We start from the raw sequence: 21120 nt of genomic DNA on the forward strand, positions 1-21120 counted from the left end.
GACATTCGCGAGCCCAAGCTCGCAGACAGGCAAGGAGAGAGTCGATGACGGTGATCAATGCGTGTGGGCGACGTCTCAAGCACTGGGGCGCAGCCCTGGTGATGGTGGCACCGCTGCTGGGAATGTCAGGCGTGGCCAAGGCGGCGCCTGATGGCTTCGCCCCGGCGACTCACCCGGAAACGGCCAGGCTGGTCGACGAGCTGGTGGCCAAGGGGCTGGATCGCGATCGTGTGACCGAGCTGATGAATCAGGCCGATTACAGCCAGAAAGTGCTGGATGCCATGTCGCGTCCGGCGGAAGGTCATCTGCGCTGGGACCAGTACCGCGCCATCTTCATGAAGCAATCGCGCATCGAAGCCGGTGTGAAGTTCATCGCCGAGCATCGTGAGACCTTCGATCGTGCCCAAGCCGAGTATGGTGTGCCGCCGGAAGTCATCGCCGCCATCATCGGTGTCGAGACCTTCTTCGGCAAGCACACCGGGACTCACCGCGTGATCGATTCACTGTCCACGCTGGCCTTCGATCACCCGCGTCGCGGCAAGTTCTTCCGTGGCGAGCTGGCAGCCTTCCTGCAGCTGACGATAGAGCAGGGCATCGACCCGCTCTCCATCAAGGGCTCCTACGCTGGTGCGATGGGCTATCCGCAGTTCATCCCGACCAGCTATCAGGCCTATGCGGTCGATTTCGATGGCGATGGCGTGCGTGATCTGTGGCATAACCCGGTCGATGCCATCGGCAGCGTCGGCAACTACTTCGCGCGTCATGGCTGGAAGGCCGGTGCGCCGGTGGTCAGCGCCGCGGACGGCCCCGGGACGCCACCGTCCTCCGTCACCTTCAACAAGACGAAAAAGCCGTACATGAGCGTTTCCGCGCTCGAGGCGGCCGGCGTCCAGGTGGCAGACGACGTGGCCGGCAATACCCAGGTGATCCCGTTGGCGCTGGATCTGAGACAGGGCTACCGCTACGCCGTCGGCTACGACAACTTCTACGTCATCACGCGCTACAACCACAGTCACATGTACGCGATGGCCGTGGATGAGCTCTCCCGTGCGATCAAGCGTCGTCTCGAGGACGGAGGTGCGGGATGAGCTGGTCACGCGCGCTACCGCTGACCCTCGCGCTTGCCCTGCTGGCTGGCTGTGCCAGCAGTGGGGGCGGCACCCAGGTCAGTGATGGTGCCTCGGCGAGCACCGGCAAGAAGGCGGGCAAGAACAGCCGCTACGAGTTGGACAGCGATGCCTATCCCGATGATGCGCCGGATGTCTCGGCGGTGCCCGATGAGGTACCACGTGTCGAACCCTATACCCGCAGCGGCAATCGCAGCGAGTATGAGGTATGGGGCAAGACCTATCGCGTGATGGATGACCCGCGCGGTTACGTGGCCGAGGGCACTGCTTCCTGGTATGGCAAGAAGTTTCATGGCTACGCCACCGCCAGTGGCGAGATCTATGACATGTACACCATGACGGCGGCTCACAAGTCGCTGCCATTGCCGACCTATGCGCGTGTCACCAATCTGGACAACGGCAAGCAGGTCATCGTCAAGGTCAACGACCGTGGCCCCTTCCATGAAGATCGTCTGATCGATCTGTCCTACAGCGCGGCGTGGCGCCTGGACATGCTGGGTCATGGCACTGGGCACGTGCGTGTCGAGACCCTCGATGCCACGACCTGGAAGCCGGGCCCGAGCCCGACCCAGGGCACGGCAGAGTCCGAGCGTCTGCTGGCGCGCAGCCAGGCGGTACGCCGCGAACAGGGCATTGCCGGACTTGACGCGATGGAGGCAACCGGCGGTTCCGTGGCCTCGAGCGCTTCCGGCTCGAGCGTTGCCGCCAAGCCCGTGGTAGCCTCTGCTGCGCCGAGCAGCACGCCCTCAGTGGCGAGCGGGGAAGCCACCTTCCTGCAGGTCGCGGCGGTCAGTGATCTGAGCAAGGCCGACAGCATTCGTGCCAGTGTCAGCTCCCGTCTGGGGCGACCGACTCGCGTGCTGGGTAGCGGCGACCTCTACAAGGTTCAGGTCGGTCCGCTGGAAGACAGTGTCCGTATTGAATCGCTCAAGTCGGCGCTGGCCGATGCTGGCTATGCCGGGGCCTTCAGCGTCACGGCAGAGCGATAAGGGCCGCAGGCCCGTTTTCATCCATCATGCGCTTCGTGAAGAGGCGCAACATGGCCGAGGCGCAAGCCTCGGCTTATGCATGAGTGTCAAAGAGATTCCAACATGTCCCTGAAAGCCCGACTTCTTCCTCTTCGGCGTCGATTCTCCGCGCTGATGGCGGCCAGCGGCATTGCGCTGTTCGCAGGCGTTGCCGCCACCCCGGCCCATGCCATCGAGACGGATACCCTGATTCCGGCGGCGCCGCAGCTGGCGGCGTCTTCCTGGATCCTGATGGACGCCAATTCCGGGCGCATCCTGGTCGAGCACAACGCCGACAAGCGCCTGCCGCCGGCCAGCCTGACCAAGATGATGACGGCCTACCTGGTCGAGAGCGAGATGGACGACGGCAAGCTGAGCCCGGACGAGAAGGTCCGCATCAGCGTCAATGCCTGGAAGACGGGCGGCTCGCGCATGTTCATCCGCGAAGGCACCAGCGTTACCGTCGATGACCTGCTTCACGGTGTCATCATCCAGTCCGGCAACGACGCCAGCGTCGCGCTGGCCGAGCGCATCGGCGGCAGCGAAGGTTCCTTCGCCGACCTGATGAACCAGCACGCCAAGCGTCTGGGCATGAAGAACACCCACTACATGAACGCCACTGGCCTTCCGCACGCGGAGCATTACTCCACGGCCCACGACCTGGCGATTCTGGCGCGCCGCATCATCAAGGACTACCCGGATCACTACGAGATCTACTCCCAGAAGTACTTCACCTGGAATGGTATCAAGCAGCCGAACCGCAACAAGCTGCTGTGGCGTGACAAGGATGTCGATGGCCTGAAGACCGGCCACACCGAAGAAGCCGGCTACTGCCTGGTGGCATCCGCCAGGAAGGAAGATACTCGCCTGATCAGTGTCGTGATGGGCACCAAGTCCGAAGAGGCGCGTGCGCAGGAATCCCAGAAGCTTCTGACCTATGGCTTCCGCTACTTCGAGAGCAAGAAGCTCTATGACAAGGGCGCGGTGCTCAATCAGGCGCGTGTCTGGGGTGGCGAGAAGGACCAGGTGCGTCTGGGCATGGCTCAGGACGTCTTCCTGACCGTACCGAGTGGCCAGGCTGACAAGCTGACCGCGCGTCTTGATCTCAAGGACACCATCAAGGCTCCGGTCCAGGCCGGCGAGCAGTACGGTACCCTGCAGATCAAGCTGGACGACAAGGTGCTGGCCGAAGAACCGCTGGTCGCACTGGAACCGGTGGAGCAGGGCGGCCTGTTCAAGCGTCTGTGGGATGCCCTGATGCTGTTCTTCCACGGCCTGTTCAACTGAGTCAGTTCTTGGCTGTGTGACGTGACGCAGCCGAAGGCATGATTCAGTGATGGCAGTGGGGCGCGCGTGCTGGCGGTGCCAGGCGCGCGCCCCTGAATATCGCGGTCGTGTACTCAACAAAGGGCGATCCGGCTGACGGATCGCCCTTTGTTGAGTAGAATGGTCGGAAATAGAGTTACCTGAAGGGCTATCCCCATGGCCAAGACGCCAGCAGCTGGTGGGCAGACGCCCCCGAAGATTGAATTCCCGTGTGATTTCTCCCTCAAGATCGTCGGCACCGCCGCAGAAGATCTCGTCGAGGTGGTCTGCAATATCCTGGAAGTGCATGCGCCGGGCTTCGATGCGACGGCCATCACCTGGCAGGACAGCAAGAACGGCAACTACCGCAGCATCCGAGTGGTGATCCGTGCCACCGGTACCGATCAGCTGGATGCGCTGCACCGTGACCTCAAGGCCACCGGTCGCATCCACATGGTGCTGTGATCCAGGCATGAAACGCTGGATTTCCTTGTCTTGCGCCTTGATGACAGGAGCGCATGCATGAACACGATTCACGTCTACCACCTCGGCCTCAAGGCCTATGATGAGGTGTGGTCGGCCATGCGCCACTTCACCGATACGCGTGCGGCCGATGCGCCGGACGAGCTGTGGGTGGTGGAGCACCCGCCGGTCTTTACCCAGGGCCAGGCGGGCAAGCCGGAGCATCTGTTGATGCCGGGCGACATTCCGGTGGTGCAGACCGACCGTGGCGGCCAGGTGACCTATCATGGGCCCGGCCAGCTGGTGCTCTACCCGCTGCTCAACGTCAAGCGAGGCGGCATCGGCGTTCGCCAGCTGGTGACGGCGCTGGAAGAAACGGTAGTGGCAGCGATGGCCGAGCATGGCATCGAGGCCTATCCGCGTCCGGACGCGCCAGGCGTCTATGTGAAGAAGGCGGCGCAGCGTGGTGATGACCCGCGTCGTTCGATGGAAGAGGCCAAGATCGCCTCGCTGGGACTGCGCATCCGGCGTGGTTGCAGCTTCCACGGCGTGGCGATCAATCTGGACATGGACCTCGCGCCCTTCGGGCGCATCAATCCCTGCGGCTATGCCGGCATGGCGATGACCCAGCTGCGCGATCTCGTTCGCGCACCGGTGGATCTCGCCAGCGAGCGTGACCGCCTGGTGCGTTGTCTGGGCGCAAGCCTGGGCGATGTGACCCTGACTCCGGTGAGCGGCCTGCCCGCGGCACTGGCTGACATTTCTCGAACAGCAGGACAGAACTGATGACCGAGACCATCGCTACCACGAAGCCCGCTCCCTCCGCTGCTCCTGCCCGTAAGGAGCGTGGCGTGAAGCTGCGCGGCGCCGAGAAGGTTGCCCGCATTCCGGTCAAGGTGATTCCCACCGAGACCTTGCCCAAGAAGCCGGACTGGCTGCGTGTGCGCATGCCGGCCTCGCCGGAAGTCACCCGCATCAAGCAGACGCTGCGCAAGCACGGTCTGCATACGGTCTGTGAGGAAGCCTCCTGCCCGAACCTGGGTGAGTGCTTCAGCGGCGGTACCGCCACCTTCATGATCATGGGGGATATCTGCACCCGTCGTTGCCCGTTCTGTGATGTGGCGCACGGTCGTCCCAACGCATTGAACGCCGACGAGCCGCGCGAGCTGGCCGAAGCCATCGCCGAGATGCGCCTGAATTACGTCGTCGTGACCTCCGTCGACCGTGATGACCTGCGCGATGGTGGCTCCAACCACATCGCCGAGTGTATCCGCGAGATCCGCGAGAAGTGCGACGGCACCGAGATCGAAGTGCTGGTGCCTGACTTCCGTGGTCGCATGCAGGTCGCGCTGGATGTGCTCGAGCAGACGCCGCCGGACGTCTTCAACCACAACCTGGAAACCGTGCCGAGCCTTTACCGTCGCGTGCGTCCGGGCGCCGACTACCAGTGGTCACTTGATCTGCTCAAGGGCTACAAGGAGCGTCGTCCGGAAGTGAAGACCAAGTCCGGTCTGATGCTGGGGGTAGGCGAGACTGACGAGCAGGTGCTCGAAGTCATGCAGGACCTGCGCAACCACGGTGTCGACATGCTGACCCTGGGTCAGTACATGCAGCCGTCGCGCAACCACCTACCCATCGACCGCTGGGTGCACCCGGACACCTTCGATTGGCTCGGCCAGAAGGCGCGCGAGATGGGCTTCTCGCATGTCGCCTCCGGCCCGCTGGTGCGCTCTTCCTACCACGCCGACAAGCAGGCGCACGGTGTGGAAGTGAAGTAAGTCGCACTGCTGACATGCCGTCAGTTGTCTGAACGAAAAAACCGCCATGGAGCTTGTCTCCATGGCGGTTTTTTCATGTGGCCTGCGCCATCAGGACGCTATGTTCATTGCTCGGTTGCCAGCGGCAGGCAGGCCACGCTGTGCCCGGGGATGGGCTCCATCGGCGCGCTGAAGTGAGCATTGAGCTCCGGCAGCAGCTCGCGCACGAAGCGCAGGAACAGCTCGGTGACCGGCGTGGGGTAGCGGTCCTTGGGATAGACGGTGCACCAGCTGCGCCTGAGCGGGAAGCCCGGCAGCGAGGGGGAGGCCAGCAGGCCTGAGGCCAGCTCGAGCTGAACCGACAGTCGCGGCAGGATCGCCACGCCCAGGTGCGCCATCACGCCTTGCTTGATGGCCTCATTGGAGCCCAACTCCAGCGTATGACGCAGCGAGACACGCTCGCGTGCGGCGAACTCCTCGAAGGCGGTGCGCGTGCCCGAACCGGGTTCACGCATCAGCATGTAGTACTGCGCGAGGTCTTCCAGGGTGATGCCCTTGACCTCCAGCAGCGGATGACCGGGCCAGACGACGGGGATCAGCTCGTTGTCGAGAATCGGCATGAAGGCCAGATTGGCGTCATCCGGCACCATGCCCATGATCACCAGGTCATCGCGCCGCTCGGCGAGACGCTCGAGCGCTTGACCGCGATTGCAGACGCGCAGGCGCACCGAGACTTCCGGATACCGCGCCCGAAAGCGCGCCAGAATATGCGGCACCACGTACTGTGCGGTGGACACGGCCGCCAGGTTGAGCTCGCCGCGGATGGTGCCGGCGATCTCCGACAGCTCCATCTGCAGGCTCGAGACCTCGCCGAAGATCGACTGCACCGAGTTTGCCAGGGCGTCAGCCGCCGGCAGGATATGCAGCGTCTTGCCGGCATATTTGAACAGCGATTGCTCGAGTGCCTGCTCCAATTGACGAATCTGGGCACTGACGGCGGGTTGCGTCAGGCCAAGTTGCTCGGCCGCACGGGAGTAGGACTGCTGGCGATGAACCGCTTGGAACACCTGTAACTGTCTGAAAGTTAAGCGATTCAACAAGTTTGGACGCGACATGACACACCCAGTCATAAGGTTTTACTTATAGATTGGCAAAAAAATATCAACTTTTCTATTGGTCTCTCGCTGGGTAGCGTGGAACGCATGCTACCTCGTGTCTGTCAGCGCCGTTGTCGCGTCTGGCGGTCAATGACAAGCGCACGACCAGAGCACCACAACAAGATCACGCGTCACGTCCGGGAGAGTCACCATGTTTCGCAAGTTGCTGATTGCCAACCGAGGGGAAATCGCAGTGCGCATTGTACGCGCCTGTGCCGAGATGGACATCCGCTCAGTCGCTGTCTACACCGAACCTGACCGTTTCTCCTTGCACGTCAAACGCGCCGATGAAGCGCATTTCATCGGCGAAGACCCGCTGGCCGGCTATCTGGATGCCCGCCGCCTGGTCGATCTCGCGCGCGAGACCGGCTGTGACGCCATCCATCCGGGCTATGGATTCCTGTCGGAGAACGCCGAATTCGCGGCCATCTGTGAAGCGGCGGGAATCGCCTTCGTAGGGCCGGCCAGCAGTGTCATCGCTCGCATGGGCGACAAGACACAGGCCCGCGATGCCATGAAGGCGGCCGGCGTGCCGGTGACACCGGGCTCGGCCGGCAATCTGGCCGATGTCGAGGAGGCGCTGAGTGTCGCCGAGCAGGTCGGCTACCCCGTCATGCTCAAGGCTACCTCAGGCGGTGGGGGACGCGGTATCCGGCGTTGTGATGATGCTCATCAGCTCGAGCAGGCCTGGGGGCGCGTGATCTCGGAAGCCACCAAGGCCTTCGGCAGTGCCGATGTGTTCCTCGAGCGCTGCGTGGTCGACCCGCTGCATATCGAGGTGCAGATCCTCGCTGACAATCACGACAACGTGATTCATCTGTTCGAGCGTGACTGCTCCATCCAGCGTCGCAACCAGAAGCTGATCGAGATCGCCCCCAGTCCGCAGCTGACACCGGAGCAGCGCTCCTACGTCGGCGAGATGGCAGTACGTGCCGCCCGCGCCGTCGGCTATCGCAACGCCGGTACCGTGGAGTTTCTGGTCAAGGGCAACGAGATCTACTTCATGGAGATGAACACTCGCGTGCAGGTGGAGCACACCATCAGCGAGGCCATCACCGGCGTGGACATCGTGCGCGAGCAGATCCGCATCGCCTGGGGCCACAAGCTGGCCTTCCGTCAGGAAGACATTCGCCATCACGGCTATGCGATCCAGTTCCGCATCAATGCCGAGGACCCCAAGAACGACTTCCTGCCAAGTTTCGGGCGCATCACTCGCTACTACGCGCCGGGCGGGCCTGGCGTGCGTACCGATACCGCGATCTATACCGGCTACACCATCCCGCCGTATTTCGATTCCATGTGTCTGAAGCTCATCGTGTGGGGGCTGACCTGGGAAGAGGTCATCAATCGTGGCTCACGTGCCCTCAATGACATGCGTCTGCAGGGCGTCAAGACCACGGCGCCTTACTATCAGGAAATCCTCAAGCACCCTGATTTCCGCAACGCACACTTCGATACCGGCTTCGTGGCCGCCCACCCGGAATTGACCCAGTACTCGGTCAAGCGCCTGCCGGAACAGACGGCGCTGGCGATCGCGGCGGCCATCGCGGCCCACGCCGGACTCTGATGCACACCTGATGCTCCTGATGCCGTGAATCTTCCCTGATCTTCACCCGGTTCACGTAGCCAACAATTAGAAGGACCCCAGACATGACAGCTGCAACTCCCAACACCAGCGCCATCGATCACTTTGATCGCGTCAAGGTCACCGAAGTCGTGCTGCGCGACGGCCACCAGTCGTTGATCGCGACCCGCATGCGCACCGAGGACATGCTGCCGATCGCCGCGCGTCTCGATCAGGCCGGCTTCTACAGTCTCGAAGTGTGGGGCGGCGCGACCTTCGATGCCTGTGTGCGTTTTTTGAAGGAAGACCCCTGGGCGCGTCTGAAGGCGCTCAAGGAAGCCATGCCCAATACCCCGCTGCAGATGCTGCTGCGCGGCCAGAACCTGCTCGGCTATCGTCACTACGCCGATGATGTGGTGGAGGCCTTCGTCGAGCGCGCTGCGGCAGGTGGCATCGATATCTTCCGAGTCTTCGATGCCTTGAATGACCTGCGCAACATGGAAACCGCCATGCGCGCGGTCAAGAAAGCCGGCAAGCACGCCCAGGGCACCATCTGCTACACCGTGAGCCCGGTGCATACGCTGGAAATGTATGTCGAGCAGGCGCGCAAGCTGGTCGCGATGGGGGCCGACTCCATCGCCATCAAGGACATGGCCGGCCTGCTGACGCCGTACGCCACCTATGATCTGGTCAGCGCGCTGGTCGAGGCGGTCGAGGTGCCGATCCACCTGCACAGCCACGCCACGGCGGGCCTGGCGCCGCAGTGCCAGATCAAGGCTGTCGAGGCGGGCTGTCGTCACATCGACACCTGCATCTCGGCCTTCGCCGGCGGCACCAGCCATCCGGCCACCGAATCCTTCGTGGCCTCGCTGCGCGGCACCCAATGGGATACCGGCCTTGAGCTGGAGTCGCTGCGTGAGATCGGTGATTACTTCCACGAGGTGCGCAGCAAGTACTCAGCCTTCGAGAGCGAATTCACCCGCGAGGATGTCTCGGTCCAGATCAGTCAGATCCCCGGCGGCATGATGTCCAACCTGGCCAGCCAGCTGAAGGAGCAGAACGCCCTGGAGCGCATCCGCGAGGTCTTCGATGAGATCCCGCGTGTGCGTGCCGATCTCGGCTATCCGCCGCTGGTTACCCCGACCTCGCAGATCGTCGGCACCCAGGCGGTACTCAACGTGCTGACCGGCGAGCGCTACAAGAGCATCACCAACGAGGTGAAGCGTTATCTGCAGGGCGGCTATGGTCAGGCGCCGGCACCGGTCAACGAAGAGGTCCGCTCGCGTGCCATCGGTAATGCGCCGGTGGAAGTCGGGCGCCCGGCCGACCTGCTCTCCCCGGAGATGACGCGTCTCACCGAGGAGCTGGGCGAGCTGGCCGAGTCCCCCGAGGACGTGCTGACCTTCGCCATGTTCCCGGAGCTGGGACGTGACTTCCTCAACGAGCGCCGCGCCGGCACGCTCACACCGGAAATCATCCCCCAGGGCGAGGCGGAGCGCCCGGTGACCTCTGGCGTGCCGACCGAATTCGTCATCGACGTGCACGGCGAGTCCTACGCGGTGCAGATCACCGGCGTCGGCGGCGCCAAAGGCAGCAAGCGTCACGTCTATCTGACCCTGGACGGCATGCCGGAAGAGGTGGTGTTCGAGGCCAAGGACGATTACGTGGCGGGCGGCCAGAGCGGCGGACGTGCCAGCGCCTCGGCGCCGGGCCATGTCACCACCGCGATGCCGGGCAACATCGTCGAGGTGCTGGTCGCGGTCGGTGACAGCGTCACCGCGGGCCAGTCGGTGCTGATCAGTGAGGCGATGAAGATGGAGACCGAGATCGCCGCGCGTGTCGACGGTACCGTCAAGGCCATTCATGTCGCGCGTGGCGATCGTGTCACGCCGGGGGAAGTGCTGATCGAGATCGCGTGATGCCAGCGGCGGCTAGGTTGCAATATCTGGCCGCCGTCACCATCTGACAGCTATACGATCACCAAGGGCGGCCGGGCACCTTCGAGGCTCTGCCGTCCTTTCCTTTGCAAGGACCAACATGACAACACATTTCGAGCAGGTCCCCGGCCTGAGTGAGCAGATCGACCCGGCCACCCGTGGCTACGTCTTCAACCAGACCATGTTGCGCATCAAGGACCCCGAGCGCAGCCTGGATTTCTACACCCGCGTGCTGGGCATGCGTCTGGTGCGCAAGCTCGACTTCCCGGAAATGCAGTTCAGCCTCTATTTCCTCGCCTATCTGGATGACGACCAGGCCAGTGAAGTGCCCAGTGATGATCTGAAGCGCACCACCTACACCTTCGGGCGTGAGGCGATGCTGGAGCTGACCCATAACTGGGGCACCGAGAATGACCCGGACTTTGCCTACCATGACGGCAACGCCCAGCCGCAGGGCTTCGGCCATATCGGGGTCAGCGTGCCGGATGTCTACGCGGCTGCCGAGCGTTTCGAGTCGCTGGGCGTCGAGTTCGTCAAGCGCCCCGACGATGGCAAGATGAAGGGTCTGGCCTTCGTGAAGGACCCCGATGGCTACTGGATCGAGATCCTGCGCGCCGATACCTTCGAGCGTCAGGCCAACGGCGAAGCCTGAGGCAGGCGGCCGCTGTAAACAACCGCCACCACCGGCATGCCCGGGGTGGCGGTTTTTCGTTCATCCGACACCCCGCGTTGCAGGGGTATCGGCGGCACTCGCTTGCTGCAATGATAGTGTCTGACTGACACTCGCAAGGCGCTCATTATTGATGGCCCTTGAGGTCGATCGCCCATGATGAAAGAGGAGATAGCCATGTCGGAGAATGCACAGCGGTTGAGCGGCAAGGTGGCGGTAGTCAGTGGGGCTTCACGCGGGATCGGCGCCGGGATCGCGCAGCGCCTGGCGGCGGACGGCGCTCACGTCATCGTCAACTATCGCAGCGACAGTGATGGTGCCTTGCAGGTCGTGACGGATATCGAGTCGCGGGGCGGCAAGGCGGTCGCCGTTCAGGCCGATGTCGGTGTCAGCAACGACGCGGCACAATTGTTCACCGAAGCCCAGCGCGTGTACGGCGGGGTGGACATCCTGGTCAACAATGCCGGCATGAGCATCTACAAGCCCATCGCCGATTTCACGGATGACGACTTCGCCAACCTGATGCAGGCCAATCTGACCGGTTCCTTCAATCTGATGCGTGAGGCGGCGCGGCATCTGCGTGATGGCGGGCGCGTGATCAACATGTCCACTTCGGTGACGCGGCAGATGTTCGCGACCTATGGCCCCTATGCGGCTTCCAAGGCCGCAGTGGACCAGCTGACGCGGGTGCTGGCGAAGGAAGTCGGCGAGCGAGGCATCACGGTCAATGCCGTGGCGCCGGGCCCGACGGACACCGGCCTGTTTCGTCATGGCAAGAGTGAAGAGACCATCGAGCGCCTCAAGGGCATGGCGGCGCTGGGGCGCATTGCGGACCCGCAGGATGTCGCAGCCGTGGTGGCCTGGCTTGCCAGTGAAGATGCCGGCTGGGTGAGTGGCCAGGTCATCGGTGCCAATGGCGGCTTTGCCTGAGGTCGCTGAGGTGGGTTTTGCCTAACACCGCCCATGTTTGCGGCTATGCTGTTGTCAGGATGAGGTTTGTTCAGACATTGGCATGAGGGGCTGGTATGAAGGTGACAGCTAGCGAAGTCCACGGCGATATCTCGCCGCAGGGCGTGATCCCGGCTCCCGATGGTTTGCGCGTGGGCTATCCCGGGCACCTTGGGGGGTACTCGCGCGAGTGCGCGCTCAAGCTCTATGCCAACGACGCCCAGCTCAAGGCTTACGCAGGCATCGACGAAGTCATCAGGGCGCTGGCGGAAGGCGAGATCGATACCGCCGTGGTGCCCTGGTCGCGTGGGCATCAGCGTCCGGTGCGCACCACGCATCAGGCGCTGGCATTCTGGACGGGCATCTGCGTCGAGCGGCGCGTCTTCCGTGCCATCAGTCTCAGTCTGCTGGGGCCGCCCGGGGCTTCACCGTCAGCAGTGAGGCGTATCGTGGCGCGTGAGGCCCTGTTTGAAGAGTGCGATGCCTGGCTGCAGCAGAACCTGCCGGAGGTCGAGCGGGTGGAGTGTCTGCACATGGCGGATGCACTGGACATGGCAGAAGGTCGCAGCGATACGCTGGCCATCGCGCCGCCATCACTGGCGCGCCGCCCGGGGCTTGTGTGCCTCGCGCAGCGCATCGAGGATGATCCCGGGCGAGTCGCGCAATTCGCGGTACTGAGGCGTGATCACGCACGGGTGCGCGGCCAGTGCTTTTCCTGTGAGACCACGGTGGATGAAGGGCAGGGCAACGCCATGCTGTCCGGGGCCAGCGAGCCTACCGGGTGAGGGTCGCCGCTCGGCCCTGAGTTCCGTTATGCTGAAGGCCATTCGTCATCAGAGGCCTTTGCATGGTGTCTTCCGACCAACGCTCATCCGCTCCCTCCGTATCCTCCGCATCCTCTATATCAGAGACGCAGGGCGCCGTGGCTTCATCCGATGTCGCGGCGTCCTGCGTGGTGCAACGCATTCCTGCCACTCCCGCCGAGTGGATCACCCCCGGTGAACTTGATGCCCGCCTGCCGGTGCGGCCGGCCGTGGTGCCGGTCTCGCTGTCGACGGCCGGGCTGATCATCGTCGATGAGATCAATGGCTTCTGTCAGGTCGCAGGAGGTGCTCTGGCGCCTCAGGCGCCCAATGCTCAGGTCAGCAGGATGATCGCCCTCAGCGATACGCTGGCGCGGACCTTCAGTGAGCGCAGACGCCCCATGCTGGCCTTCATCGATTCCCACGCGCCGGGTAAGCCGGAGCCGCCTTATCCCGCCCATTGTGAGCAGGGCAGCGGCGAGGATGAGCTGGTGGCGGAACTTGCCTGGCTGGAGGAGGAGCCGCAGGCCACGCTGGTGCGCAAGGACTGCATCAATGGCTATGTCGGCGCGATTGATCCCCATACCCAGGTCAATGCGCTGCAGGATTGGGTGAGCGACGAAGGGCTGGAAACCCTGGTCGTGGTAGGCATCTGCACCGATATCTGCGTGATGGACCTGGTATTGACGTTGCTGTCGGCGCGCAATCACGGCCTGCTGGGCAAGGTGCGTGACATCATGGTGCTGGAGCCCGGCTGTGCCACCTACGACCTACCGGCCCAAGTGGTTGAGCAGCTGGGGCTTCCCGATACGGCGACGCATCCCCAGGCAGACAGTCATCACATCGGGCTTTACTGCATGGCGTCGCGCGGTGCGGTCATCGCCAGTCAGCTTGAGCTGACCTCTTGAGCAGATGTCGTGGGCTGCTGTCATGGGGTGAGCCGCATCTCTCGAAAAGTGTCGCCGCACAGAGGAATAGACGAATAGAAGGGTAGGCGAATAGAGAGATATTGAAGAGAGAGGAGGGCGACGCCAGGAAGGCGAAATTTCGCCACATGTCGCGCAGGCGATACCGCCCGTCTGCGCAAAAGGTAGTTTGATTACAACATCTGGCCATGAAAACGCCGCCTCTCTTGCGAGCAGGCGGCGTTTTCATGGGGCGACAGCCAGCGTCATTCAGGCGCGGGTGCTGACCCAGTCATTGGCGTCCGGCACGGCCACTTCGACTTCCTCGGAGATCAACTTCGAGTGGAAGAGGAAGTCCGCGCTGGCCGCATTGCTGGCGACCGGCACGTTCCACAATGCCGCCAGGCGCAGCAGCGCCTTGACGTCAGGATCGTGCGGCATCGGCGCGAAGGGGTCCCACAGGAAGACCAGCAGGTCCAGATTGCCTTCGGCGATACGCGCGCCGATCTGCTGATCACCGCCCAGCGGGCCGCTCAGCAGGCCCTCGACCTCGAGGCCCAGCTCCTTGCTGATGCGGCGGGCAGTCGTGCCCGTGCCCAGCAGCTGGTGACGGGACAGCTCATCGCGCCAGCGATTGGCCCACGCCAGTATTTCATCCTTCTTGCCATCGTGCGCCACCAGCGCAATGCGCTTGCGTGCTGGCAGGGTGCGCCGTGCCTGGCGCTTGGGTCGTTGTTCGCTCATTCCCTGGCCTCCTGAGGATGGGGCAATGTCGCTGGCCTCGCGCCCCGAAAGGCCCGGGGCGGGAGGCCAGCGAGGCCGATCAGTCGATGGTGCTGCCGACAGTGACGATCTTCATGGTGTTGGTGCCGCCATGTGCGTTCATCTGGTCGCCACGGGTCAGGATCACCAGGTCACCGCGAGTCGCGATGCCGCGAGCTTCCAGTTCCGCGATGGCGCGGCGGTTGATTTCCGCCGCCGGCAATTCGCTGGAATCGAAGGGCAGTGACACCACGCCACGGTAGAGCGCCATGCGACGCTGGGTCTTCTGATCCTGTGCCAGGCCGACGATTGGCAGGCCGGAGCGGATGCGCGAGGCGATCAGCGGGGTATAGCCGGATTCCGTCATGCACACGATGGCCACGACACCGGTCAGGTGGTTGGCGGCATACATCGCGGACAGCGCGATGGTCTCGTCGGTCTTGCTGAAGCCTTCGTGGATGCGGTGCTGGGATTCCTGCGCGGCACGCTCACGTTCGGCGCCCAGGCAGACGCGATCCATGGTCTCGATGGTCTCGACCGGGAAGTCGCCGGCGGCGGTCTCGGCCGACAGCATCACGGCGTCGGTGCCGTCGAGCACGGCATTGGCGACGTCGAAGACTTCGGCGCGGGTCGGCAGCGGCGCGCTGATCATGGATTCCATCATCTGGGTGGCCGTGATGACCACGCGGTTGAGGCTGCGCGCGCGGCGGATCATGCGCTTCTGCACGCCGATCAGCTGAGCATCGCCAATCTCGACGCCCAGATCGCCACGCGCCACCATCACGCCTTCACTGGCGAGGATGATGCCATCCAGCACGGCGTCGTCGGCGACGGCTTCGGCGCGCTCGACCTTGGCGATCAGGCCGATGTCACGGCCTTCCTCGCCCAGCAGTTCACGTGCCAGCTGCATGTCGGCGCCGCTGCGCGGGAAGGACACGGCCAGATAGTCGACACCGATATCGATGGCGGTCTTCAGATCAGCCTTGTCCTTGTCGGTCAGGGCTTCGGCAGACAGGCCACCGCCTTGCTTGTTGATGCCCTTGTTGTTGGACAGCTTGCCGCCGACCTTGACGGTGGTGTGGATCTCGTTGCCCTTGAGCTCATTGACCTCGAGCACCACACGGCCATCGTCGAGCAGTAGCACGTCGCCCGCGGCAACGTCATCGGCCAGTTCCTGGTAGTCACAGCCGACGCGCTCGGCGGTGCCTTCATCTCGGCCCAGGCCGATATCGAGGATGAACGACTGGCCTTCGCTCAGCTTGACGGCGGTATCCTTGAAGCGCGCGATGCGGATCTTCGGACCCTGCAGGTCGCCCAGCACGGCGACGCTGCGGCCCTGGGCGGCGGCGGCCTGGCGTACGGCCTCGGCGCGCATGCGGTGATCTTCGGGGCTACCGTGGGAGAAGTTGAGGCGTACCACATCGACTCCGGCACGAATCATCGCGTCGAGCACACCCGGCTTGTCACTGGCAGGGCCGAGAGTGGCGACAATCTTGGTGCGGCGGATCGGGCCGTTGAACGCGTGCGGCATGAAAGCATACTCCTTGAACACTGGCGTGATGGACTGGCTGATAACGCAAACCAGGTTGTTGTCATTTTACTACATTGAAGGCTGAAAGGGAGCCTGTCGAGTATCGTCGGCTGTCGTTGTCCATTCTCGTGATCACGATCGGGACTGCAAGGGGGGGCGTGAAGTCTGCCGAGAGATTGTTGCGAATACGTTGCCGTGGGTACGCGGACACGGGCTGGGGCCTGAGGGTCTGTCGCGCTACGTCATGCGGGGCGGCCCGCCATTTCGACGCCTGACAGCCAGGCGTCGCAGGCTCTGCGGCAGCGTCGTGGTGACCGCCCCGTCACGCCAATGTCCGCTGGCTGGCTTTCACTGACAGCCATTCCAGTGCTACCTATATAGTGGCAATACCCTGCTGAGCGAAATTTCCGCTCATCGGCCCAGCGCAGGCCCCTGTACCGGACCCGTTGACCGCGGTCATGTGCTGGTGACCTATGCTCAAACCCGGCTCGGAGGCCGGATTGCCCGCGACCACATGCCTGACGGCTGTCGATGTCATTCGGCGCAAGCCGCATGCTGACGTGGCGGGTGGCAGGGCATGTCTCGAGGCTGTCGCAGAGGCACCCTGTCGAGCCGTCCCGTCGAGGCGTCAGTCTCAACATTGCTGGTCAGCGCTGAAATGCTGGGGTAGGGTAGGCGCATTTTTCGGCTGGGACAAAACCCAGCGCGACGAGTCATTCGCCGGCGCAATCAGCGCCGGCCAGGAGATGCGAGCAACCATGGGCAAGTCACTGGTGATCGTCGAGTCGCCTGCCAAGGCCAAGACCATCAACAAGTATCTCGGCAACGACTTCGTGGTGAAGTCGAGTGTCGGGCACATCCGCGACCTGCCGACCAGCGGTAGCGGCAAGCAGGCCACCGACCCCAAGGAACGTGCCCGTCAGGCGGCGGAGACTCGCAAGATGTCGCCCGAGGCCAAGGCGGCTCACAAGGCACAGAAGGCCAAGACCCAGTTGATCCGCCGCATGGGGGTCGACCCGGAGAATGGCTGGGAGGCGCATTACGAGATCTTGCCCGGCAAGGAGAAGGTCGTTTCCGAGCTGACGCGTCTGGCCGAGAAGGCCGACACCATCTATCTCGCGACGGATCTTGACCGCGAAGGTGAGGCGATTGCCTGGCACCTGCGCGAGACCATCGGTGGCGACGATTCGCGTTACAAGCGCGTGGTGTTCAACGAGATCACCAAGAAGGCGATCACGGCAGCCTTCGATGAGCCGGGCGAGCTGAAGATGGACCGCGTGCATGCCCAGCAGGCGCGCCGCTATCTGGATCGCGTCGTGGGCTTCATGGTCTCGCCGCTGCTGTGGGCCAAGGTCGCCCGTGGTCTGTCCGCCGGTCGTGTGCAGTCGGTCGCCGTGCGTCTGATCGTCGAGCGCGAGCGCGAGATCCGCGCCTTCATCCCCGAAGAGTTCTGGGATGTCCACGCTGAGCTGGCCGCCGCCAGTGGTGAGGCGATCCGTTTCGAGCTGGCACGTCAAGATGGCAAGGCCTTCCGTCCGACCAGCGAGAAGGAGACGATGGATCGCATCGCGGCGCTGCGCACGGCCAGACTCGCGATCACCAATCGTGAAGACAAGCCGACGCGCTCCAAGCCGAACGCGCCGTTCATCACCTCCACCCTGCAGCAGGCGGCCAGTGGTCGTCTCGGCTTCTCGGTCAAGAAGACCATGATGATGGCCCAGCGTCTCTACGAGGCGGGTTACATCACCTACATGCGTACTGACTCGACCAATCTGTCGGCGGACGCGGTGGCCACGGCGCGCGACTTCATCAGCGAAGAATACGGCAGCAACTACCTTCCCGAAACGGCCAACGTCTACTCCAGCAAGGAAGGCGCCCAGGAAGCGCACGAAGCGATTCGTCCTTCCGAAGTGTCGCGCCGTGCGACGGATCTCGCCGGCATGGAGCGTGACGCCGAGCGTCTGTATGAGCTGATCTGGCGCCAGTTCGTGGCCTGTCAGATGCTGCCGGCCGAATACCTGTCGTCCACGCTGACCATCGAAGTGGATGGCTATGAGCTGCGCGCCAAGGGCCGTGTGCTCAAGTTCGACGGCTACACGCGTGTCATGAAGCCGATGGGCAAGAAGGAAGAGGACCAGTCGCTGCCGGATCTTGCCATCGGCGAGAAGCTGGACCTGGTCGAGCTGCAGCCGCTGCAGCACTTCACCAAGCCCACGGCGCGTTACACCGAGGCCAGCCTGGTCAAGGAGCTGGAAAAGCGTGGTATCGGTCGTCCGTCCACCTATGCCGCCATCATCTCCACCATCCAGGACCGTGGCTACGTGGCGCTGGAAAACCGTCGCTTCTATGCCGAGAAACTGGGCGACATCGTCACCGATCGCCTCAGCGAGTCCTTCAAGGATCTGATGGACTTCGGCTTCACGGCGCGCATGGAAGACTACCTCGATGAGGTGGCCAACGGTGGGCGCAACTGGCGCGAGCTGCTGGACACCTTCTACGCCGAGTTCAAGGCCGAGCTGGACCACGCCCAGTCCGAAGAGGGCATGCGTCCGAACCAGCCGGTGCCGACGGACATCGCCTGCCCGACCTGCGGGCGTGAGATGCAGATCCGTACCGCCTCGACCGGGGTCTTCCTGGGCTGTTCCGGCTACAACCTGCCGCCCAAGGAGCGCTGCAAGACCACCATCGATCTGCTGCCGGGCGATGAGGCCGTGGCGGCCGATGCCGGTGAAGATGCCGAGACGGATGCGCTGCGCGCCAAGCGTCGCTGCCCGATCTGTGCCACCGCGATGGACAGCTACCTGATCGATGAGCAGCGCAAGCTGCACGTCTGCGGCAATAGCCCGGACTGTGTCGGTCACGAGGTCGAGGAAGGTCAGTTCCGCATCAAGGGCTACGATGGCCCGGTGATCGAGTGCGACAAGTGCGGTTCCGACATGCAGCTCAAGACCGGGCGTTTCGGCAAGTACTTCGGCTGCACCAACGAGAATTGCAAGAATACCCGCAAGCTGCTCAAGTCCGGTGAAGTGGCGCCGCCGAAGATGGACCCGATTCCGATGCCGGAACTTGCCTGCGTCAAGGTCGAGGACCACTACGTGCTGCGCGACGGCGCCAGTGGCCTGTTCCTGGCGGCCAGCCAGTTCCCCAAGAATCGCGAGACGCGCCCGCCGCTGGTCAAGGAGCTCAAGGCGCACGCCGACGAGTTGCCGGAGAAGTATCACTTCATTCTCGAGGCCCCGGATCAGGACCCGGATGGACGTCCGGCACAGATTCGCTTCTCGCGCAAGGTCAAGGCTCAGTACGTCATGACCGATGAAGATGGCAAGGCGACCGGCTGGAAGGCGACCTACGACAACGGCCGCTGGGTCGTCGAGGACAAGCGCAAGGGAGCCAAGAGCTGATGAGCCAGCGTGCCCGTACCAATCAGCTGCTGTATCAGGCCGAGTTGCTGCTGGCCCAGTCAGCGGTCTCTGGCGACGATGAGCATGCCGTGGCGCGTCGCATGGCCGGTGAAGAGGGCGCGCTCGCCCTGCTGGAGCTGGCGCTGGCCTCATTGCTGGAAGAGTGTGCCGTGACGGCGCGCTGGCCGCAGGGGAGCTGGCGCGAGCGCTTGGCCACACCACCGACGCCCATTGCCGAGGTCGAGCAGCTGCGCAGCCTGCTGGAACGTCCTGACAGCTGGTTGTCTGAGCTGATCGCGGATGTGACTCGTCTGCATGAAGAGGGTGGCGTCGCTCGCCGCGAGGAATCGCGTTCGCGGGGTGATGGTCTGATCATCGCGGCAGCCTCGAGCGACTCGCTGGCCGAGCGTCTCAGCGCCGCCATCACGGCATTCAAGGCGCTGCTGCCGCAGCTGCGCGAATCGAGCGTCGAGTGGTAGGTCAAGGCGCTGATATGGCGCTGCACGCTGGTGATGACTGGCGCATGGCGATCGGGTGACGTTTCGCCTTCACGGGTGCTAGACTGATCGCATTGTGGCAAGCCCTGCACTCTCCGGTACGACCATGGCTCTGGCTGTGGTCGTACTTTTTTCTGCGTCGCTGATGGCAACGCGGTGCCGGGCTTGCCAGCCGTCGCGCTGACGATTACAACGACGCCGGTATCTCACGAGGTGCCGTGCAGGAGGAATGACGTGTCCGATCCCGCCGTACTTGAAATTGTGCAAATGGAAGATGGTGAAGTGATTCTGCGCGCCGCGGAAAGCGAAGGTGAGCCGCTGCTCAGCATTCGCATTTCAGACGAGGCCGCTGATCTGCTGCGTGACAATCGTTTCGAGGTCGCGCGTGAGATGATCGACCACGCCATCACCCGGACTCGCCTCTGGGATGGCGAAGAAGACGAGGATGAGCAGTCAGAAGGCATCGTGCACTGATGCATCGCTCGCGCTTCGCGCACAAAAAAACCCGCCTCGAGGCGGGTTTTTTTGTGCAATGCGTGCGGCTTTTCTGTTGCTTAAAGCGCAGCTGGTCAAGGACTCAGTGCAGGCCACCATCGCGGATGACGCCTACCCCGAGACCCTCGATCTCCAGGCTGTCCGTGCGCAGGTCGACCTTGATCGGTGAGAAGTCCTCGTTTTCGGCTTCCAGCCACACGTAGTGCCCGTCACGACGGAAGCGCTTGACGGTGACTTCATCTCCCAGGCGTGCCACCACGATCTGCCCGTCACGCACGCTGGTGGTGCGGTGCACGGCCAGCAGGTCGCCTTCCAGAATTCCCACATCCTTCATCGACACGCCGCGCACACGCAGCAGGTAGTCGGCAGCCGGCGAGAAGTAGTCGCTCGGCAGCGGGCAGTGACGGTCGATATGCTCGCTGGCAAGAATCGGGCTGCCGGCGGCCACTTCCCCGATCACCGGCAGACCATCGTTGGCGCTCTCGTCGACGTCAGCCAGCGACGGCACGCGAATGCCGCGTGAGGTGCCCGGCACCATCTCGATGGCGCCCTTGCGCTTGAGGGCACGCAGATGCTCCTCGGCGGCATTCGGCGAGCGGAAGCCCAGCGCCTGGGCGATTTCGGCCCGCGTCGGCGGGTAGCCAGAGGACTTGATGGTCTTGATGATGAAGTCGAAGACATCCTGCTGGCGCGGAGTAAGCGGCTGGGTCATGGCATTGCCTTTGGCCTGGGCGGCATCTTGAGCTGACGGCACGGGGTGTGCATCCATACAACTGTCATTGTATCCAGTCA

General features: G+C 63.5%; 19 protein-coding genes. 15 read left to right on the plus strand and 4 right to left on the minus strand.

Annotated elements, in window-relative coordinates:
- The first annotated feature begins 44 nt into the window (after positions 1–44).
- The 6 genes from mltB (at position 45) to lipA (ending at position 5679) form a co-directional block, all read left to right on the plus strand.
- Positions 45–1088: a lytic murein transglycosylase B gene (gene mltB, locus MKZ40_RS05410; RefSeq protein ID WP_175088239.1), complete on the plus strand. Its 1044-nt coding sequence runs from the start codon at positions 45–47 to the stop codon at positions 1086–1088.
- On the plus strand, positions 1085–2116 hold the full coding sequence (locus tag MKZ40_RS05415; RefSeq protein WP_175088238.1) for a septal ring lytic transglycosylase RlpA family protein: 1032 nt from the start codon (positions 1085–1087) through the stop codon (positions 2114–2116). The genes mltB and MKZ40_RS05415 overlap by 4 nt, the downstream gene beginning before the upstream one ends.
- A 102-nt stretch (positions 2117–2218) precedes the next feature.
- Complete coding sequence (locus MKZ40_RS05420) at positions 2219–3421, plus strand: D-alanyl-D-alanine carboxypeptidase family protein (protein WP_254626941.1); 1203 nt, start codon at positions 2219–2221, stop codon at positions 3419–3421.
- Positions 3422–3616: 195 nt separating this feature from the next.
- On the plus strand, positions 3617–3904 hold the full coding sequence (locus MKZ40_RS05425) for a DUF493 domain-containing protein (protein WP_043331948.1): 288 nt from the start codon (positions 3617–3619) through the stop codon (positions 3902–3904).
- A 57-nt stretch (positions 3905–3961) separates the two neighbouring features.
- Positions 3962–4687 (plus strand): lipoyl(octanoyl) transferase LipB, encoded by a 726-nt coding sequence (gene lipB, locus MKZ40_RS05430; protein WP_175088237.1) that lies wholly within the window; start codon positions 3962–3964, stop codon positions 4685–4687.
- Positions 4687–5679, plus strand: a complete 993-nt coding sequence (lipA, locus tag MKZ40_RS05435; protein ID WP_052384342.1) for a lipoyl synthase — start codon at positions 4687–4689, stop codon at positions 5677–5679. Before lipB ends, lipA begins: the two co-directional genes overlap by 1 nt.
- 104 nt (positions 5680–5783) lie before the next feature.
- On the opposite strand, the gene MKZ40_RS05440 is transcribed toward lipA, so the two are convergent.
- On the minus strand, positions 5784–6773 hold the full coding sequence (locus tag MKZ40_RS05440; protein WP_043331946.1) for a LysR family transcriptional regulator: 990 nt from the start codon (positions 6771–6773) through the stop codon (positions 5784–5786).
- Between the two features lie 193 nt (positions 6774–6966).
- Here MKZ40_RS05440 and MKZ40_RS05445 point away from each other — a divergent pair, with 193 nt between their 5' ends.
- From MKZ40_RS05445 to MKZ40_RS05470, 6 genes are all read left to right on the plus strand, one after another.
- Entirely contained in the window at positions 6967–8382 is a 1416-nt protein-coding gene (locus MKZ40_RS05445) for an acetyl-CoA carboxylase biotin carboxylase subunit (protein ID WP_043331944.1), read from the plus strand.
- Between the two features lie 83 nt (positions 8383–8465).
- On the plus strand, positions 8466–10298 hold the full coding sequence (oadA, locus tag MKZ40_RS05450) for a sodium-extruding oxaloacetate decarboxylase subunit alpha (protein ID WP_175088236.1): 1833 nt from the start codon (positions 8466–8468) through the stop codon (positions 10296–10298).
- A 118-nt stretch (positions 10299–10416) separates the two neighbouring features.
- Positions 10417–10968 carry a lactoylglutathione lyase gene (gloA, locus tag MKZ40_RS05455; RefSeq protein ID WP_175088235.1) on the plus strand — a complete coding sequence of 184 codons (552 nt, stop codon included), beginning with the start codon at positions 10417–10419 and terminating at the stop codon, positions 10966–10968.
- 195 nt (positions 10969–11163) lie between these two features.
- Positions 11164–11916: an SDR family oxidoreductase gene (locus tag MKZ40_RS05460; RefSeq protein WP_175088234.1), complete on the plus strand. Its 753-nt coding sequence runs from the start codon at positions 11164–11166 to the stop codon at positions 11914–11916.
- A 95-nt stretch (positions 11917–12011) separates the two neighbouring features.
- The gene (locus tag MKZ40_RS05465; protein ID WP_175088233.1) at positions 12012–12719 is read left to right on the plus strand and encodes a prephenate dehydratase domain-containing protein; all 708 of its coding nucleotides are present in this window, start codon (positions 12012–12014) and stop codon (positions 12717–12719) included.
- Positions 12720–12856: 137 nt separating this feature from the next.
- Complete coding sequence (locus MKZ40_RS05470) at positions 12857–13645, plus strand: isochorismatase family protein (protein ID WP_217485771.1); 789 nt, start codon at positions 12857–12859, stop codon at positions 13643–13645.
- Between the two features lie 267 nt (positions 13646–13912).
- Here the strand turns inward: MKZ40_RS05470 and MKZ40_RS05475 are convergent, their stop codons facing one another.
- Entirely contained in the window at positions 13913–14386 is a 474-nt protein-coding gene (locus MKZ40_RS05475) for a methylglyoxal synthase (protein WP_175088231.1), read from the minus strand.
- Between the two features lie 79 nt (positions 14387–14465).
- The gene (gene pyk / locus MKZ40_RS05480; protein ID WP_175088230.1) at positions 14466–15935 is read right to left on the minus strand and encodes a pyruvate kinase; all 1470 of its coding nucleotides are present in this window, start codon (positions 15933–15935) and stop codon (positions 14466–14468) included.
- A 758-nt stretch (positions 15936–16693) separates the two neighbouring features.
- On the opposite strand from pyk, the gene topA reads away from it, so the two are divergent.
- The 3 genes from topA (at position 16694) to MKZ40_RS05495 (ending at position 20307) form a co-directional block, all read left to right on the plus strand.
- Entirely contained in the window at positions 16694–19336 is a 2643-nt protein-coding gene (topA, locus tag MKZ40_RS05485) for a type I DNA topoisomerase (RefSeq protein WP_175088229.1), read from the plus strand.
- On the plus strand, positions 19336–19815 hold the full coding sequence (locus MKZ40_RS05490; RefSeq protein WP_175088228.1) for a DUF6586 family protein: 480 nt from the start codon (positions 19336–19338) through the stop codon (positions 19813–19815). The genes topA and MKZ40_RS05490 overlap by 1 nt, the downstream gene beginning before the upstream one ends.
- 252 nt (positions 19816–20067) lie before the next feature.
- Positions 20068–20307: a hypothetical protein gene (locus MKZ40_RS05495; RefSeq protein WP_052384340.1), complete on the plus strand. Its 240-nt coding sequence runs from the start codon at positions 20068–20070 to the stop codon at positions 20305–20307.
- A gap of 103 nt (positions 20308–20410) precedes the next feature.
- Here MKZ40_RS05495 and lexA read toward each other — a convergent pair whose 3' ends face one another.
- The gene (gene lexA, locus MKZ40_RS05500; protein ID WP_175088227.1) at positions 20411–21040 is read right to left on the minus strand and encodes a transcriptional repressor LexA; all 630 of its coding nucleotides are present in this window, start codon (positions 21038–21040) and stop codon (positions 20411–20413) included.
- Positions 21041–21120: the final 80 nt, after the last annotated feature.

Origin of the sequence: Cobetia sp. BMC6, from assembly GCF_029991385.1 — a bacterium.
In the GTDB taxonomy this organism is placed as follows: domain Bacteria; phylum Pseudomonadota; class Gammaproteobacteria; order Pseudomonadales; family Halomonadaceae; genus Cobetia.

Excerpts from the sequence above, each read along its gene's own strand:
- MKZ40_RS05440 (WP_043331946.1), bottom strand. The coding sequence starts at position 6,773 with ATGTCGCGTCCAAACTTGTTGAATCGCTTAACTTTCAGACAGTTACAG.
- lipA (WP_052384342.1), top strand. The coding sequence starts at position 4,687 with ATGACCGAGACCATCGCTACCACGAAGCCCGCTCCCTCCGCTGCTCCT.
- mltB (WP_175088239.1), top strand. The coding sequence starts at position 45 with ATGACGGTGATCAATGCGTGTGGGCGACGTCTCAAGCACTGGGGCGCA.
- lipB (WP_175088237.1), top strand. The coding sequence starts at position 3,962 with ATGAACACGATTCACGTCTACCACCTCGGCCTCAAGGCCTATGATGAG.
- MKZ40_RS05445 (WP_043331944.1), top strand. The coding sequence starts at position 6,967 with ATGTTTCGCAAGTTGCTGATTGCCAACCGAGGGGAAATCGCAGTGCGC.
- MKZ40_RS05460 (WP_175088234.1), top strand. The coding sequence starts at position 11,164 with ATGTCGGAGAATGCACAGCGGTTGAGCGGCAAGGTGGCGGTAGTCAGT.
- MKZ40_RS05415 (WP_175088238.1), top strand. The coding sequence starts at position 1,085 with ATGAGCTGGTCACGCGCGCTACCGCTGACCCTCGCGCTTGCCCTGCTG.
- lexA (WP_175088227.1), bottom strand. The coding sequence starts at position 21,040 with ATGACCCAGCCGCTTACTCCGCGCCAGCAGGATGTCTTCGACTTCATC.
- MKZ40_RS05425 (WP_043331948.1), top strand. The coding sequence starts at position 3,617 with ATGGCCAAGACGCCAGCAGCTGGTGGGCAGACGCCCCCGAAGATTGAA.
- MKZ40_RS05420 (WP_254626941.1), top strand. The coding sequence starts at position 2,219 with ATGTCCCTGAAAGCCCGACTTCTTCCTCTTCGGCGTCGATTCTCCGCG.
- pyk (WP_175088230.1), bottom strand. The coding sequence starts at position 15,935 with ATGCCGCACGCGTTCAACGGCCCGATCCGCCGCACCAAGATTGTCGCC.
- MKZ40_RS05465 (WP_175088233.1), top strand. The coding sequence starts at position 12,012 with ATGAAGGTGACAGCTAGCGAAGTCCACGGCGATATCTCGCCGCAGGGC.
- gloA (WP_175088235.1), top strand. The coding sequence starts at position 10,417 with ATGACAACACATTTCGAGCAGGTCCCCGGCCTGAGTGAGCAGATCGAC.
- MKZ40_RS05490 (WP_175088228.1), top strand. The coding sequence starts at position 19,336 with ATGAGCCAGCGTGCCCGTACCAATCAGCTGCTGTATCAGGCCGAGTTG.
- topA (WP_175088229.1), top strand. The coding sequence starts at position 16,694 with ATGGGCAAGTCACTGGTGATCGTCGAGTCGCCTGCCAAGGCCAAGACC.
- oadA (WP_175088236.1), top strand. The coding sequence starts at position 8,466 with ATGACAGCTGCAACTCCCAACACCAGCGCCATCGATCACTTTGATCGC.
- MKZ40_RS05475 (WP_175088231.1), bottom strand. The coding sequence starts at position 14,386 with ATGAGCGAACAACGACCCAAGCGCCAGGCACGGCGCACCCTGCCAGCA.